General features: G+C 48.3%; 16 protein-coding genes. 12 read left to right on the top strand and 4 right to left on the bottom strand.

The window, feature by feature from the left end; genetic code table 11:
• Positions 1-221: 221 nt before the first annotated feature.
• On the bottom strand, positions 222-728 hold the full coding sequence (locus tag C7R93_RS28740; RefSeq protein WP_106841991.1) for a DUF3600 domain-containing protein: 507 nt from the start codon (positions 726-728) through the stop codon (positions 222-224).
• Positions 700-1284 carry a sigma-70 family RNA polymerase sigma factor gene (locus C7R93_RS28735; protein ID WP_106841990.1) on the bottom strand — a complete coding sequence of 195 codons (585 nt, stop codon included), beginning with the start codon at positions 1282-1284 and terminating at the stop codon, positions 700-702. Before C7R93_RS28735 ends, C7R93_RS28740 begins: the two co-directional genes overlap by 29 nt.
• Before the next feature lie 243 nt (positions 1285-1527).
• On the opposite strand from C7R93_RS28735, the gene C7R93_RS28730 reads away from it, so the two are divergent.
• Positions 1528-3765: a hypothetical protein gene (locus C7R93_RS28730; protein WP_106841989.1), complete on the top strand. Its 2238-nt coding sequence runs from the start codon at positions 1528-1530 to the stop codon at positions 3763-3765.
• A gap of 7 nt (positions 3766-3772) precedes the next feature.
• Here C7R93_RS28730 and C7R93_RS28725 read toward each other — a convergent pair whose 3' ends face one another.
• Positions 3773-5707, bottom strand: a complete 1935-nt coding sequence (locus C7R93_RS28725) for an ABC-F family ATP-binding cassette domain-containing protein (RefSeq protein ID WP_106841988.1) — start codon at positions 5705-5707, stop codon at positions 3773-3775.
• Between the two features lie 107 nt (positions 5708-5814).
• Between C7R93_RS28725 and C7R93_RS28720 the strand changes: the two genes are divergently transcribed.
• The 6 genes from C7R93_RS28720 (at position 5815) to C7R93_RS28695 (ending at position 9783) form a co-directional block, all read left to right on the top strand.
• Complete coding sequence (locus C7R93_RS28720) at positions 5815-6393, top strand: 5-formyltetrahydrofolate cyclo-ligase (protein WP_106841987.1); 579 nt, start codon at positions 5815-5817, stop codon at positions 6391-6393.
• 131 nt (positions 6394-6524) lie between these two features.
• Complete coding sequence (locus C7R93_RS28715) at positions 6525-7040, top strand: MogA/MoaB family molybdenum cofactor biosynthesis protein (RefSeq protein ID WP_106841986.1); 516 nt, start codon at positions 6525-6527, stop codon at positions 7038-7040.
• Positions 7034-8035: a molybdopterin-binding protein gene (locus C7R93_RS28710; RefSeq protein ID WP_106841985.1), complete on the top strand. Its 1002-nt coding sequence runs from the start codon at positions 7034-7036 to the stop codon at positions 8033-8035. The genes C7R93_RS28715 and C7R93_RS28710 overlap by 7 nt, the downstream gene beginning before the upstream one ends.
• 61 nt (positions 8036-8096) lie before the next feature.
• The gene (gene tatA / locus C7R93_RS28705; RefSeq protein WP_106841984.1) at positions 8097-8462 is read left to right on the top strand and encodes a twin-arginine translocase TatA/TatE family subunit; all 366 of its coding nucleotides are present in this window, start codon (positions 8097-8099) and stop codon (positions 8460-8462) included.
• Between the two features lie 21 nt (positions 8463-8483).
• Entirely contained in the window at positions 8484-9260 is a 777-nt protein-coding gene (gene tatC / locus C7R93_RS28700) for a twin-arginine translocase subunit TatC (protein ID WP_106841983.1), read from the top strand.
• A 103-nt stretch (positions 9261-9363) separates the two neighbouring features.
• Entirely contained in the window at positions 9364-9783 is a 420-nt protein-coding gene (locus C7R93_RS28695) for a hypothetical protein (protein WP_106841982.1), read from the top strand.
• A gap of 66 nt (positions 9784-9849) precedes the next feature.
• On the opposite strand, the gene C7R93_RS28690 is transcribed toward C7R93_RS28695, so the two are convergent.
• Complete coding sequence (locus tag C7R93_RS28690; protein WP_106841981.1) at positions 9850-11169, bottom strand: CAP domain-containing protein; 1320 nt, start codon at positions 11167-11169, stop codon at positions 9850-9852.
• Between the two features lie 264 nt (positions 11170-11433).
• On the opposite strand from C7R93_RS28690, the gene groES reads away from it, so the two are divergent.
• The 5 genes from groES (at position 11434) to C7R93_RS28665 (ending at position 14979) form a co-directional block, all read left to right on the top strand.
• Positions 11434-11718, top strand: a complete 285-nt coding sequence (groES, locus tag C7R93_RS28685) for a co-chaperone GroES (protein ID WP_007721023.1) — start codon at positions 11434-11436, stop codon at positions 11716-11718.
• A 55-nt stretch (positions 11719-11773) separates the two neighbouring features.
• Positions 11774-13405: a chaperonin GroEL gene (gene groL / locus C7R93_RS28680; protein ID WP_106841980.1), complete on the top strand. Its 1632-nt coding sequence runs from the start codon at positions 11774-11776 to the stop codon at positions 13403-13405.
• Positions 13406-13480: 75 nt separating this feature from the next.
• Positions 13481-13669, top strand: coding sequence for a sugar ABC transporter permease (locus tag C7R93_RS28675; protein ID WP_208637862.1), 189 nt, complete (start codon positions 13481-13483; stop codon positions 13667-13669).
• A 13-nt stretch (positions 13670-13682) separates the two neighbouring features.
• A complete protein-coding gene (locus C7R93_RS28670; protein WP_341866955.1) occupies positions 13683-14114 on the top strand; it encodes an ABC transporter permease family protein in 432 nt (143 codons plus the stop codon).
• A gap of 82 nt (positions 14115-14196) precedes the next feature.
• Complete coding sequence (locus C7R93_RS28665) at positions 14197-14979, top strand: HAD family hydrolase (protein ID WP_106841979.1); 783 nt, start codon at positions 14197-14199, stop codon at positions 14977-14979.
• Positions 14980-15190: the final 211 nt, after the last annotated feature.

Below are 15190 nucleotides of genomic sequence, written 5' to 3'. Positions count from 1 at the left end.
AAGGGGATCATAACTGAATGTCGGGAGCGCTTCAAACGTAGAAGTTTCGATGAGGTAGTTCATGAGTGAAGCTGAAATTCCCCGACATTCAATCCGGAGCTGGGACGGGCTCCAGAGGCGCTTTGACTGGAAATGCGCTTCTTCCTACGTAGCTTTTTCAACATACAAAAACAAGAAAAAATACAAGAGGGACCATCCAAGATGGATAGTCCCTCTTCTTTCTATTTCCCTTTACCGCCACGTATCTTCTCGAAATAGGGTGCGACTTTTTGGGGGAGTATCTCTTCAAACTGCTTCCGTTCCTCAGCAGTCAATTGATCTTCATGCATAACCCCGTTCTGATCCGTAATCTTTATTTTTAAATCCATGAGTTGTTTCATGACTGTCGAAAACTCCGCGTACTCTTCTTCCGTCAGCTTACTTTTCGCTTCCTGAAACAATTTCTCAATCTCCTGATAATCCTCCTGTGTACCACCACGGTCGATGATAGTTTTCGATGACCCGAAGATTTGATCAGCCAAATAAGGTGTAGCTAAGGCTGCCGTTGGAATTAGGATAGCCACTGCTACGATTCCACTTAACAATCGTTTTTTCATCAAAAATCTCCCTTTCTTTTGCTTCATATAGTCTTGATAGGAGAGGTACACACGACTCTCGATCTCGGGTGGGGTTTTTAACGATTCAGCATGTTGAAGAAGCTCATCGCGTAGTTGTTTGTCTATGGACATAAGAAGAGTCTCCTCCCGTTAATTCACAATGCTTGCGTAGTGCCTTTAGTGCCAAATGATGCCTGGATTTCACGGTTCCCAGCGGGATTTGCAGCAACTCGGCGATTTCATCCAGAGCATAATCGTGAAAATAGCGAAGAATGACTACTACGCGTAACTTGTACGATAGCGTACGAACCACTCCGAGTAATTCGAGCTGTGTCTCTGATTTCATCACTTCGGAATCTGTCCAATCAAATTGCTCATCGTGCATGAGGCGGTTTCGTTCAAAGAGCCGTATTCTTCGCCAAGCCTTCCTTTTCCAGTCCTGCACCTGACGAACGGTGATCCCGTGAAGCCAAAATCGAAACGGCCGACTCCGGTCATAGGTATGAAAAGAACGCCACATACGAATGTAGGTCTCGTTCGTGATGTCTTCGATGTCTTGTTTGTTGTAGATGAGAAAAGCGATCGTACGATGAACATCGGTGTGCGTAGTCTGGTAAACGAAGCGAAAAGCAGCCTCGTCTCCAGTCAGCATTTTTTCCAGCCAAGGTAGTAACTCTTTATCATTCATGGGGGCCCTCCAGAACGTATTCAACCCTATATTCGCTTACAGAGGCAAAAAGGTTCAGTTGTTTTCCGTCCATCTCTATATGATTTATCCACAACGTAGGATAACTTTCTGGATTGTTCACATATACTCCTGTGAATACTGGTGATAACACGAGAAAATGACCGGGAAAACCGTATATACTCTGTGGATTGTTCTGTGGAAAATGTGGATAAAAAAGTTGGGTTATCAACAGGAGGGAGACTCGTGAGAAAGAAACTCGCGCTGATTTGTTTGTTATTCCTGATATTGTTTCTACCTACAAATATCGGAAATACATTGATAGCAAAGGAAAAACAACAAGTCATCATGCTGTTTGTGGAGGGGATGTCGTTTCATGATCTGGAGCAACTCAAAAAGTTATCTACTGTGGATAAATGGTTGGATGATGCAGGAGCTGGGGCTCTGTCCATAAGAACACCTGGATCGCGCACGGCCGCAAACGGCTACCTGCTCATGGGGAGCGGTGGTCAGGTGCTTTACTCTGAAAAGAGCGGGACAGGCTATCATCCGTTTGAAGCACTCTCATCCAGGGAAACAGCCGGTGAACGGGCACATGAGCTGGGTAATGATCAGGCGCAGGAGATGGCGCGCTCCTCGATCGTTTTTCCGGGTATCTTCCGGCTCTTGGCAGATAATCGGGAGAAACCGTATTCTGCGCAAATCGGACTTCTTGGGACGGTGCTTGCTTCAAACAACATTCAAGTCGCTTTATATGGAAACGGTGACTATGAGGATACCCGACAGAGACATGCCGTTCTGTTTGCGATGGATCAGCAAGGAAGGGTTCCGATAGGGGATGTTTCTACAAAAAGCATGGAGCACCTTCGTGGCTATCCGTACGGGATCAAGACAAACTACGCTTACCTGCTTGAGAAAATCCACAGCGAGCGTCGAGCGGGCTTGATCATTGCTCAACTCGCAGATTTATCCCGGTTATACCAGTTGAGTGCGGATATGGATCCAGGTCAGTTTACCCGGCAATATCAGCGTGTTTTACGTGACTTGTCCATTTTCCTTAACCAGCTCCTGGAGCAACGTAAACCACACGAACGCATTGTATTGGCATCGCCAGCCGTCAATCATGTGGCGACAAAAGAAAAGGCTCTCTTAACTCCATTGTTCATTTGGGGAGAGAATGCGAGTGGAGTTTTGACATCAGCTACCACGAGGCAGTCGGGATTAGTCAGCGGACTGGATGTGGTACCAACCGTTCTGTCTTGGCTGGATGTACCCGTACCAAAAGGGGTGGCGGGTCATGCCATACGTATCGAAAAAGGGAATGGCCTCACTGCTCTTCAGAATCAGGTAGGCGAGATCCATCATACGTATGCGACACGACCAGCAGTGCTCTATACCTACGTCATGCTGCAAATTGTCATTGTAGGGTGTGCGGTCGTTCTCTGGTGGTTTAGGCGGAAGAGAGAAGGGGCAGGTCTTTTGCGGCTTCGTAGAGGAATACGTCTGGCGCTGCTGGCTTTATTGTGGTTTCCCGCATTGCTTTTGCTAGAGAGCCTGCTCGACTGGCAGGTTTCTGGTGCGGTTGTCTTGGGGGGACTTATCATGACTGCCTTGATCGCGGCTTTTTGGCAGGAAGCCCATGCGCTCCCGCGAATTGTGATGACGGTTAGCGGAGTGATGACAGCCATTCTGCTGGTGGACGGATGGACTGGCGCTCATCTGATGCGGCAATCGTACCTCGGGTATGATCCGGTAATCGGGGCAAGGTTTTACGGGCTAGGAAATGAATACGAAGGGGTCCTGATCGGCAGCACGATCATGCTTGTGGCTTCGCTGTACGAGAGAATGCGTGGGGGACAAAAAGAGCTAAGTCGGGAAAAGAAATGGTTACCTGCTATCTCCGCAGCCATATATAGTGTTGTGCTGTACTACATGGTGGCGCCAAATCTGGGAACGGACGCAGGCGGATTTCTTGCAGGGCTGATCGGATTTTCCGTGGCATTGTCACGACTTGAGGGCTGGCGAATCGGCAAAAAAGGCCTCCTGCTGTTGGCAGGCGGCCTAGTTATAGGTGTATGCAGTTTGATGGCGATCAGTCTCATGTCAGATCAGCCCGTGACCCATGTCGGACGGATTTCTCAGCAGATTGTACATGGTGAATGGTCAGAGGTAGGGCAAATGATTGAACGCAAGCTGGCGATGAACCTCCGTTTAATTCGCGTTTCCATTTGGAGCAAAGCATTTGTGGTCTCCCTGATTGCTCTAGGTGTTCTCACTTTGAAAAACGACCGCTTTTTGCACCATTTGGCGAAAGACACGCCTTACCTGGTCAAAGGCTTTGCTGGTGTCATTGTCGGGGCGTTGGCTGGGCTAATCCTCAATGACTCGGGCATTGTCACAGCAGCCACCTGTATTTCATTTCTGGTGGTTCCTGCTCTCTATGCCGCCCTGGAGGAGCCTGCGCAGGAGCGCTGTTCTACGTGAAGACGAGCTATTCTTCTGATAGCGCGCTCCACTCGCCATACAACTGCTCCAGTTCTTCTTTGGCAGCATGGATTTGATCATTACGCTCTTTTGCCTGCACATGATCGCTATAAATTTCTGGGAGACACAGCTCTTCTTCCCATTTGCCAATGTCAGCCTCTCGTTTTTGGATCGTGACCTCGATCTCTTCCAAACGGCGCTGGCGTTGACGTTCGCGACGTTTCGCTTCCTTATCGAGCTCATAAGAGGATTTCTCAGGCTGTGCCGCTACGGTACCGCCTTGTTTTTTTGCGGGCTGCGCTGCTTGTTCGGCTGCGAGCTCTTCCAGTTCCTGCTTTTTCTCCACGAAGTAATCATAGTTACCCAAATAGCTGGTTACGCCATCACCTGTCAGCTCTAATACGCGGGTGGCAATCTTGTTTAAGAAGTAACGGTCATGGGAGACGAACAGGATCGTACCCGGATAATCGTAGAGGGCGTTCTCCAGCACTTCCTTGCTGAAAATATCCAAGTGGTTCGTCGGCTCGTCGAAGATCAGGAAGTTCGCTTGCTTTAGCATGAGCTTTGCCAAGGAGACGCGTGCACGCTCTCCTCCAGACAGGTCGCTGATCTTCTTTTGTACATCATCACCGCTAAACAAGAAGTTGCCGAGCAAGGTGCGGACGTCCTTTTCCAGCATGTTCGGGTACTCATCCCAAATTTCGCCGAGCACTGTATTCCGTTCGTTCAGGTTGCGATGCTCCTGGTCGTAGTACCCAATCGTTACATTGCTTCCGAAATGAATATCGCCGCGCAGCTTAGGCAACTGTTCCACAATCGTTTTTAATAGCGTCGATTTCCCGATACCATTGGGACCGACCAATGCGACCCGCTCCTCACGCTCGATTTCAAACGTAAGGCCCTGAGAAAGGACAGCATCCGGGTAGCCAATCGCGACGTTGTTTGCTTTCATTACGATGGTGCCACTCATTTTGGCCACATCAAAGGAGAAGTGGACGGATTTGTTGTTCATGATCGGCTTGTCCAAGCGGTCTATCTTTTCCAACGTCTTGCGTCGGCTCTGCGCTCGTTTGGTCGTCGTAGCCCGAGCGATGTTTCGTGCGATGAAATCCTCCAGCTTGGCGATCTCTTCTTGCTGTTTTTCGAATCGCTTCAAATCCTGTTCGAGCCGAGCTGCCTTTTCGTCAAGGAAGCGACTGTAGTTACCGACATAACGGGTAGCGCGTGTCCGTTCGATTTCATATACAACAGTCACGAGCTTGTCCAAGAAGTAACGGTCATGGGAGACAACGAGAATGGCGCCCTGATAGTTTTGCAAATACATCTCCAGCCAGGTCAGTGTCTCGATATCCAGGTAGTTCGTCGGCTCATCGAGTAGAAGAATGGTAGGAGATTGGAGCAGTAGCTTGGCTAATGCCAGACGAGTCTTTTGTCCGCCGCTCAATGTGCCGATCGGAGTCTGGTAATCGAAGTCCGCAAAGCGCAGGCCGTGCAAAACCCCGCGAATCGCACCCTCGTAGCTGTAGCCGCCTTTTTCTTTAAAGGCTTCCGAGCGGTGAGAGTAATTTTCCAACAGTTGCTGGTAACGCTTCTCATCAGCGAGAATAGCCGGATCGCCCATTTTGGCCTCGAGCTCACGCAGCTCCAGCTCTTCTTTTTGCAGATGGGAAAATACGGAGAGCAACTCATCCCAAATTGATCGTTCCGATTCAAGGCCGCTGTTTTGAGCCAAATACCCAAGCGTGACATCCTTTGGAATGCGGATAATTCCTTTGTCGTAGCTTAGCTCGCCGGCGAGGATCTTCATCAGAGTCGATTTGCCTGCACCGTTTACGCCAACCAGACCAACCCGTTCCCCAGTTTGAATTTGCAGGGAGATGTCTTGTAGAATGGTTTCGATACCATATGTTTTTTCTATATGTTCAGCTTGTAGCAAAATCATCGGATTCACCTCTTTATATACTAATGCCAGTGTAGCCTAGAGAGAGCGCATGGGACAAGCCTCGTGGGAATGTCCTGAGCACGTTACGAAAGAGGGAATAGGTTGTCATGGACCAAAAAACGAATAAAAAACAGCTGCGAAGCCATATTTTGGAGATACGCAAGTCCATGTCTGCAAAGGAACGGGAGCAGCTTTCCAGAGAAGTATGCGATCATTTGCTGTCTCATGAAAGGCTGGCTGATGCCAAAGCAATCATGGCTTTCCATCCTTTTGGCGATGAACTGGATATCCTGCCCTTTATACATGAGGCAAAAAAGCGAGGCCAAGACATATGGCTGCCGCTCACAAACGTTGCCGAGAGACGTCTCGTCCCTTATCGGTATACAGGACCGCACATGCTGAAGCAAGGAGTCTACGGGATTTGGGAGCCAGACCCTGCCCTGGCAGAGGAAGCGGACGTATCGGACTTGGATGCGATCATTGTTCCCGGCGTTGCTTTTGACAGCAAGGGCGGGCGAATGGGGTATGGCGGTGGTTATTATGACCGCTTTCTGGCAACGCTGAAAAAGCTCCCGTTCTTGATTGGAGTCGGCTTTTCCATTCAGCTTGTGGAGCATGTGCCCCTAGAGTCTCATGATGTTTTGCTAGATGCAGTGGTAACCGAAAAAGGTCTTCTGCATTTTTGAATGTTTTGTGTCAGTAGCTTTTTCATGCCTTCTACTGTGGCGAATGGCGCTATCCGACAAGGAAAAACGACGAGACGTTTTTGACAGAAAAGTGTACAATACTATCGAATGAGAAACCGGAGGAATGTATCGTGAGCAAATGGAAGGTAGGCGTTATTTCTGCAAGTGATTCGATTGCCAGAGGAGATCGTGTGGACGATCGTATGCCAATCGTTCGTCATCTGACAAGGGAATGGCTTCATGTAGATGTAGCTGTATACCGTGCCGTTAGTGATGATATGGAAGATTTGCAAGAACATATGATTGAGCTCGTAGACCGCGAAAAATGCGATCTGTTGATTGTAACGGGGGGCACGGGGCTTAGCCCGCGTGACGTTACGCCAGAAGTGACCGCGTGGGTCATTGACAGACCAGTTCCAGGCTTGGCTGAAGAAATGCGCCGTGCTGGTTTGAAGCAATCCCGCCGGGCGATGCTGACTCGAGCAGTTGCAGGAACCAGGGGTAATTCTTTGATTATCAACCTCCCTGGTAATCCGAGAGGCGTAGAAATCTGTTTCAATGCGATTGGCGATATGCTGTCCGACGCTTTGCACATTTTGCAAGGGACGGGAGAAGCAAACGAAGATTGGGGAGGATTGCATTGGTAGAAAAACCTCAGATGCGGGAAGTGCCAGTGCGTGAAGCGATCGGAATGATGCTTCCTCACGATATGACACAAATTTTGCCTGGAGAATTCAAAGGGCGCTTGTTTAAAAAAGGACATGTTGTCACCGAGGCGGATATTGAGCCGCTGTTGTCCATTGGCAAAGAGCATATTTACGTGCTGGAGATGCCTGAAGGCTACATCCATGAGGAAGAAGCCGGCATTCGTATCGCGAAGGCTGTTTCCGGACTAGGCTTGACCTTGACGCCTCCTTATGAGGGCAAGGTATCGATGAAGGCTGCGAGAACAGGTTTAGCCAAAATCAACGAGGAAGCTGTCCACGCGTTGAACAAGCTCGAAGGAATTGCGTTCTCCACGATTTACGGCGATCAGGTCGTGCATCCGGGACATACATTGGCAGCTACGAGAATCATCCCGTTAATTATGGAAGAGTCTCGAATCATCGAGCTGGAGCAGTTGGCCAAGCAGTTTGATGAACCGATTGTACAAGTAAAAACATTTCAGGATAAAAGAGTGGGACTTGTTACGACAGGGGGAGAAGTTTTCTCTGGCAGAATTGCAGACAAGTTCGGTCCTGTGATTCGAAACAAGGTGGAAGCTCTCGGCTCTACTGTCGTAGACCAGCGTTTTGCGCCAGATGACAAGGAAGCGATCGAACAGCAGATTCACTCGTTCCTCGATGAAGGGGTCGATCTGATCTTGGTCACGGGGGGCATGTCTGTCGATCCGGATGACCGTACACCAGGAGCGATTGCAGGAGTAGGAGCGGAAGTAGTGCGCTACGGTACGCCGATGCTGCCGGGCTCCATGCTGATGGTTGCCTACAAAGGCGATGTACCGATTCTCGGACTGCCGGGAGCCGTTATGCATGAAACGTTTACTTCCTTCGATGTATTTTTGCCGCGCATTTTGGTAGGGGAGCGAATCATGGCATCCGATATGACAAGACTCGGATATGGTGGTTTACGAAAGTGCTAGCTGGTTAGACTGGCAAATAACGAAAAGCAAACGACTTCACAAGAAAAAGGAGTGAACACGTATGAGCTCAATTGGGATTCCTGGATTAATCTTAATTTTAGTTTTAGCCTTGGTGCTTTTTGGTCCGAAAAAGCTTCCAGAATTGGGGCGTGCGGTAGGTCATACTTTGAAAGAATTCAAAAATGCTACGCGTAGTCTGACAAGTGACGATGAAGACGACGATGAGGAGAAAAAGCGCAAGGAGCTAGCCTCCAAAGAAGCGTCTGCCAAAACAACGCCGGTTGTCGCTGAAAAGGATGCAGCGGAGCGGGAGCGAATTGAACGCGAAGTTCGTGAAAAGATGGAACGCGAGCGCTTGGAAAAAGAAATCCGCGAAAAGCTGGAGCTAGAGCGCCTGCAAATGGAAAAAGAACAGAAGAACGCGTAACAGGTAAGGTTGGTGGTTACCATGAAGGATCAGGAAATGACAGTGGTAGAACACCTGACGGAACTGCGCAAACGCATCATATGGGTGCTGGCCGTGTTTATTGTCGCATTGATCGTCGGTTTTTTCCTCGCCGGTCCACTCGTGGATTATTTAAAGCAAGAACCGATTGCGGATGGCGTGCCCATTGTCTCGTTGCATCCGTCAGACGCACTTCGTGTTTACATGCAGGTTGCCTTCCTGGTGGGCGCTGTCATCACACTGCCTGTAGCACTTTATCACGTTTGGCGTTTTGTTTCGCCAGGGATGGAAGTACAGGAAAAGCGCGGGACGCTTTACTTCATCCCGGCGGCTTGTTTTCTGTTTATCGTTGGTATCCTGTTTGGCTACTACGTCGTTTTCCCGATGGTCATGCAGTTTATGACCAGTATTACAGCATCGATGGGCGCAGACCCGAACTACGGAATCGCGCAATACTTTGGCTTCATGTTTAATATGGTCATTCCGTTCGGGATACTGTTCCAGCTGCCGATTATCGTCATGTTCCTGACGAGACTGCGCATCCTCAATCCAATGAGGCTGGCAAAGGCACGGCGCTACGCCTACTTTGCACTGGCTGTCATCGGGATTACCTTGACGCCTCCTGAGATTGTCAGTGATATTCTCGTGATCATCCCTTTGCTGCTATTGTACGAGCTGAGCATTTGGCTATCCCGAGTTGTGTATCGCAAGCAATTGAAAGAACAAGAAGCGTGGGAACAAGAATACGGCAGTATGGAAACAAACGAACCCGTTCAATAACGAGCATGAGAAAAGTCTTCTGTCCCGAGTGGCAGAGGACTTTTTTGTATTCCAACAAAAAATGGGAAATACTACGGACGTTATGATTCGGGAGGTGCTGAATATGTGGCTGATCGTATGTTTGGCGTTGCTCTTTTCTGGGAGTACGGCAAACGCCGCCGGGCTGGGGGAGCCCATCGAATTATTTGATACGGACAAGCAGCGCGTTGTGGCTAGCTTTGAAAATACAGCTGGATTTCAGGAGGAAGCCCAGCAGATTTTGCAGAGTGTGAGTGGGCGAGTCTTGGAGTTTAATCCATCGTTGGATTCCGCCATGATCGTGAAAATTCCGCTTGTCCCTCCAAAGCCAATGAAGCTAAAATCCACTAATCTCGATGCGATGATTGCAGAGATGTTCGTCATCATGCCGAAAAAAGGGGAGCGTCGTCCGTGGCTGATTCTGCATACGAAAGAATTTGAGACGGTCGTTGTGGAGTTTACCGAAAAGGTTGATCACCTGAGGGAACAGGTGAAATTGCCGTAAAGAGGCACTTCTTCTTGCAAAAACAAGCCCGGTCGTCCATAAAAAGCGACGAAACCGGGCTTTCGATTATTTCATGGGAGTGAGGAAGGTTTGGGTGAAGTAGTCTGTATATACGCCCACGCCTAACTGGGTGAAGCCTTTTTCGAGTACGTTTTTGCGATGGCCTGGACTATTCATCCAGCCTTCATGGACTTCGATGGCATCTGTGTAGCCTGCTGCAATATTCTCTCCGGCCATGCTGTAAGCGAGTGAGGCGCTTTTCATGCGGTCAAATGGATTACTCCCGGTAGTGGCAGAGATGTGATCGAAGAAATTGTTCCCCTCCATGTCTATGCTGTGTTTGCGCGCCACATCGGCAGCTATTTCGTTCCATTGAAGGGGCGGAAGCTTGTACCGATAGCGGGAGACATTGACCAGATCGAGGAGTTGCCGCTCAGATGCAATATTGACCTGCTCTCTTTCACCGACTCGAAGCGGCGGGGGATCAAAATTGGGTGCCTGACCTTGATAGGTCCATTTCGTTTCGTAAAAACTGCCGCGTAACAGCATTTGCGTATCCATCATACGTACTGCGGTGACCTTGTTGGCATTCTGCTTGTCCAAGTAATAAATGAAGGGGATGCCGTCTTTCATGACGAGAGGGCGTTGTTGCTTTTGATTGGTAATCTGGATTTGTGCCCCCTGAAAAGAGAAAGAAACAATATTTTGTACATCAACCTGACGCTCTAGTGATTGCTGGCTGGTGCCGACTCCGATGGCTCCGAGCTTTGCTGTCGGAGCGAGCGAGTACACATCGACGACTTTGTCATTTGCGATGCCGACTTGAATGTAGCGGGCAGGCTCACGATTGTACACCCACCATTGATAGCCGAGACTGCTTGGCTCTTTGCGGGCAGGCTCGCCTAGTAGCTTGCGTACCTCCCCAGAAGACATGCCGAGACCTATGTCAAAAATCGTGCTAGACTTCTCTTCTCGAATGGGTGCTGCAGGTAGTTTGTTCGTTGCAGGCTTTTGGGGAAGTGGCAGAGAGGCAGGGACTGCATCAGGTGCCGTCTGTTTTTCAGGCTGACTGATGGAGAATACAGGAGGTTGACCGACCCAAGCGGTTTGGGAAGTTTCATCCCAACCGATAGGCTTATTCAAGTGGCGACTGATCATGGACAGAGGAACATAAAGCGTCCCTTCATATTCTAAGGAAGCTGGTATCTCTTTGCCTTCATCCGTGTAGTACCCGGGCTTTTCTCTTGCGACGATTTCACGGCCATCCCAATAGATGGAGGGTGGGTTCATATTGACCCGTATAAAAGAAGTAGTATCCGAAGTGAAGAGACGGCTGATTCCCAAGACTCCCAGGGCAATTAAGCCAATCCAGAGCCATTTGTGCATGGAACAATTCCCTCCTTGGCGAGCTTGCTTGATTCTATGTTTCATTTATATGAGTGAGTCCGAATACTAGAACCTTTTTGCTAGAGAAAGCAATTTGATAGTAGGAAGAGTAGTCAAGCAGTAGCATATGGAAAAAAGTGAGGGAAACTACTTGCAAAGTACATAGTGATTCATTATTATAGGAATTGGGTGTTAGCACTCATAACAGTCGAGTGCTAACAACGTAAATTTGTTTACCTACATTTTTTGAGGAGGGTGTTTTTAGTGCTTAAGCCATTGGGTGACCGTGTGGTAATCGAAGCTATCTCCAAAGACGAAACGACTGCAAGCGGTATCGTTTTGCCTGATTCTGCAAAGGAAAAACCGCAAGAAGGCCGCGTAATCGCAGTAGGTTCTGGCCGTGTTGCTGACAACGGCGAGCGCATCGCTTTGGAAGTAAAAGAAGGCGATAAAGTAATCTTCTCCAAATACGCTGGTACTGAAGTAAAGGTAGACAACAAGGAATACCTCGTGCTGCGCGAATCCGATATCCTCGCGATCATCGGTTAAGGCTCTTAACATAGGAAGTCGAACGAATAAACACATAACAGGAGGTTGAGTTTAGATGGCAAAACAAGTCAAGTTCTCTGAAGACGCTCGCCGCTCCATGCTCCGCGGTGTTGAAACTTTGGCAAATGCGGTTAAAGTAACCCTCGGTCCAAAAGGCCGTAACGTAGTTCTGGAGAAAAAATTCGGTTCCCCGTTGATTACAAACGACGGTGTAACAATCGCAAAAGAAATCGAGCTGGAAGACGCTTACGAAAACATGGGTGCGCAACTGGTTAAAGAAGTTGCTACTAAAACCAACGACATCGCTGGTGACGGTACAACGACTGCAACTGTTCTTGCTGCAGCTATGATCCGTGAAGGTCTGAAAAACGTAACTGCTGGTGCTAACCCGATGGTTATCCGTCGCGGTATGGAAAAAGCAGTTCGTGCAGCTGTAGAAGAAATCAAATCCATCGCGAAGCCGGTTGAGAACAAATCCTCTATCGCGCAAGTAGCTGCTATTTCCGCTGACGATCCAGAGGTAGGAAACCTGATCGCTGAAGCAATGGAAAAAGTGGGCAAAGATGGTGTAATCACTGTTGAAGAATCCAAAGGATTCGTAACAGAGCTGGAAGTAGTAGAAGGTATGCAATTTGACCGTGGCTACGCTTCCCCTTACATGATCACTGACACTGACAAGATGGAAGCGGTTCTGAACAACCCTTACATCCTGATCACTGACAAAAAAATCTCCAACATCCAGGAAGTTCTGCCTGTACTGGAGCAAGTAGTACAAAGCGGCAAACCACTCCTGATCATCGCTGAAGATGTTGAAGGTGAAGCATTGGCTACTCTCGTAGTGAACAAACTGCGTGGTACCTTCACAGCTGTAGCGGTTAAAGCTCCTGGCTTCGGCGACCGCCGCAAAGCTATGCTGCAAGACCTTGCTGCTCTTACTGGTGGCGAAGTGATTACAGAAGAACTCGGTCTGGATCTGAAATCCACTAAGCTGGAGCAATTGGGCCGCGCAAGCAAAATCGTGGTTACCAAAGAAAACACGACAGTTGTTGAAGGTGCTGGCGACAAAGCTTCCATCGAGGGCCGCGTTTCCCAAATCCGTCAACAAATTGAAGACACCACTTCCGATTTCGATCGTGAGAAACTGCAAGAGCGTCTGGCTAAACTGGCTGGCGGCGTAGCAGTAATCAAAGTGGGTGCAGCTACTGAAACTGAATTGAAAGAGAAGAAGCTCCGCATCGAGGACGCACTCAACTCTACTCGCGCTGCAGTAGAAGAAGGTATCGTTCCTGGTGGTGGTACTACTCTGATCAATGCAATTAAAGCTGTTGAAGGCGTTAAAGTAGAAGGCGAAGAAGCGGTGGGTGTACAAATCGTACTCCGTTCCCTGGAAGAGCCAGTTCGTCAAATCGCTGCGAACGCAGGACTCGAAGGTTCTGTAATCGTAGAGCGTTTGAAAAAAGAAGCAGTTGGCATCGGCTTCAACGCTGCAACTGAAGAGTATGTAAACATGCTCGAAGCTGGTATCGTTGACGCGGCGAAAGTTACTCGCTCCGCACTGTCCAACGCTGCATCTGTAGCGGCTATGTTCCTGACCACTGAAGCAGTAATTGCTGACAAACCAGAAGAAAACAAAGCTCCTATGGGCATGCCAGATATGGGTGGCATGGGCGGTATGGGCATGATGTAAGAAAGCGGCTCGCCGTTTTCTTCGAAGAGAGGCAGACAAATCGTCTGTCTCTTTTTTTTGTACGTTAATATAGTGATGCAAGGCTCTCAAGCAGGACCTTATTTTTCAACAGATGTACTCGCTACTTATTTTTATCGTCTTGCTTTTGGCTCTGTGGCTGGGGGAGAATCGATCGGACTTGGCTCGGCGCTGGCTGTGGTGCTTTTTCTGATGATATCGAGTGCGACGTCTGTCCTGCTCTTTTTCATCAAACGCAAGGAATAGTAGGAGGGAAAACATGACGGCGCGAATCGGTCAGTTTGCTAAGTATATCGTGCTCCTGTTTTTTGCCTTTTTGGCGCTTTATCCGATTTTCCTGATGATCGTATCGCCACTTAAAAGCAATTTGGATATCCTCACCTCCCCGCTAGGGCTGCCAAGCTCCTTTTCTTTGGATAACTACATAGAGGTATGGGAAAAGGTTAACTTGTTGGATCAGTCAGCAAGGCTAGATGGGGGCAATGGTTTTCAAGTTTACTTCAAAATCATTTTGCCACTAATGAAACCGGCGCTGGCAACCGTAGGGATTGTCCATCTGATCGGAGTGTGGAATGACTTCTTTTACCCGCTGATCTTTGTAAAGAGTGAAGAATTGAGCACCATTCCGTTAGGCGTGCTTACACTATTTGGGGAGTACGACACGGAGTGGAATATGCTTTTTGCCAGTTGACTATTTCATCATTGCCGATGATTATTGCTTTCTTGTTTGCTTCCAAGCAATTTATCGAAGGACTTACGTTGGGGGCGATAAAATGAGCAAACGCTGGATTAGCTTTGATCTGGATGGAACCTTGATGCAAAACCCGTTTGGGGCGTGGGTATTTCCGGAGATTGCGCGTGTAATCGCCGGTCAATTGGGGAGAGAGCACGACATTGTTTCAGAAATGGTAGCTGAACATGAGCGTCGTATGTCCCAAGAGCGCTATGTAGAAGCGTATGATTGGGATGATATCCTATTTAGTAGATGCGATGCATTGTGTATAGAAAAAACCATTGAAATTGAATCGCTGGTTCGAAAACACTCTGTAATACCTAAGGTTAATTTGCTCGAGGGTGGAATTCTCCAGATGTTCGATGAGATGAAGAAGCGGGGCTTTTCGTTGGCAGTGGTCACAAATGGGTTTTACAAGTTTCAGGCACCAGTAATGGAGGCATTAGGCTTGCTGAATTACTTTGATGAGATTGTTACGCCAGAACGAGCCGGTGCTGGCAAGCCTGACCCAGCTATTTTGCAAAAGCTGTCGGGAGAAGTAATCGCTCATGTGGGAGATCGTTTGGATCACGACATTCAACTTGCTAACCGCAGTCATGTAACCTCTATTCTAATAGAGCGAAAATTGCCAGAGGACTTGGCGAGGCTCCAACCGCAGATGCGTGCAAATGATCAAAGAATGCGATTGTTATGCTTGGAGAAGTGGAAGAGGGAGTGCAAGAATCCTTTCTTGTTAGAGCTCCCGGAGCTTTTCATGCCGCAAATTGTTATTTGTTCTATGAGTGAACTCCTGTCTGTTCTGAATGAACAGGGGTTGGGATAAAATTCTAGGTAATAACGCTTGCGTTTTTGTTTCTGGCTTGGTATGATAACTCTTGTCGCTTTTGAAGGGAATTTTAGAGAGAATGAAAAAAACTTCAAACTTCTAAAAATAACCCTTGATTTTCAAAAGAAGACCTGATATAGTTTAAAAGGTCGGCGCCACAAGCGCTAACGACGAAAGAAAAGAACGATATGCTCTTTGAAAACTGAAC

Origin of the sequence: Brevibacillus fortis (assembly GCF_003013395.1) — a bacterium.
Lineage (GTDB): Bacteria > Bacillota > Bacilli > Brevibacillales > Brevibacillaceae > Brevibacillus > Brevibacillus fortis.
The sequence above is the reverse complement of the archived record's forward strand: the minus strand, read 5'-3'. Positions and strand labels throughout refer to the sequence as shown.

Excerpts from the sequence above, each read along its gene's own strand:
- C7R93_RS28740 (WP_106841991.1), bottom strand. The coding sequence starts at position 728 with ATGTCCATAGACAAACAACTACGCGATGAGCTTCTTCAACATGCTGAA.
- C7R93_RS28735 (WP_106841990.1), bottom strand. The coding sequence starts at position 1,284 with ATGAATGATAAAGAGTTACTACCTTGGCTGGAAAAAATGCTGACTGGA.
- C7R93_RS28725 (WP_106841988.1), bottom strand. The coding sequence starts at position 5,707 with ATGATTTTGCTACAAGCTGAACATATAGAAAAAACATATGGTATCGAA.
- C7R93_RS28720 (WP_106841987.1), top strand. The coding sequence starts at position 5,815 with ATGGACCAAAAAACGAATAAAAAACAGCTGCGAAGCCATATTTTGGAG.
- tatA (WP_106841984.1), top strand. The coding sequence starts at position 8,097 with ATGAGCTCAATTGGGATTCCTGGATTAATCTTAATTTTAGTTTTAGCC.
- tatC (WP_106841983.1), top strand. The coding sequence starts at position 8,484 with ATGAAGGATCAGGAAATGACAGTGGTAGAACACCTGACGGAACTGCGC.
- C7R93_RS28695 (WP_106841982.1), top strand. The coding sequence starts at position 9,364 with ATGTGGCTGATCGTATGTTTGGCGTTGCTCTTTTCTGGGAGTACGGCA.
- C7R93_RS28690 (WP_106841981.1), bottom strand. The coding sequence starts at position 11,169 with ATGCACAAATGGCTCTGGATTGGCTTAATTGCCCTGGGAGTCTTGGGA.
- groL (WP_106841980.1), top strand. The coding sequence starts at position 11,774 with ATGGCAAAACAAGTCAAGTTCTCTGAAGACGCTCGCCGCTCCATGCTC.
- C7R93_RS28675 (WP_208637862.1), top strand. The coding sequence starts at position 13,481 with ATGCAAGGCTCTCAAGCAGGACCTTATTTTTCAACAGATGTACTCGCT.
- C7R93_RS28670 (WP_341866955.1), top strand. The coding sequence starts at position 13,683 with ATGACGGCGCGAATCGGTCAGTTTGCTAAGTATATCGTGCTCCTGTTT.
- C7R93_RS28665 (WP_106841979.1), top strand. The coding sequence starts at position 14,197 with ATGAGCAAACGCTGGATTAGCTTTGATCTGGATGGAACCTTGATGCAA.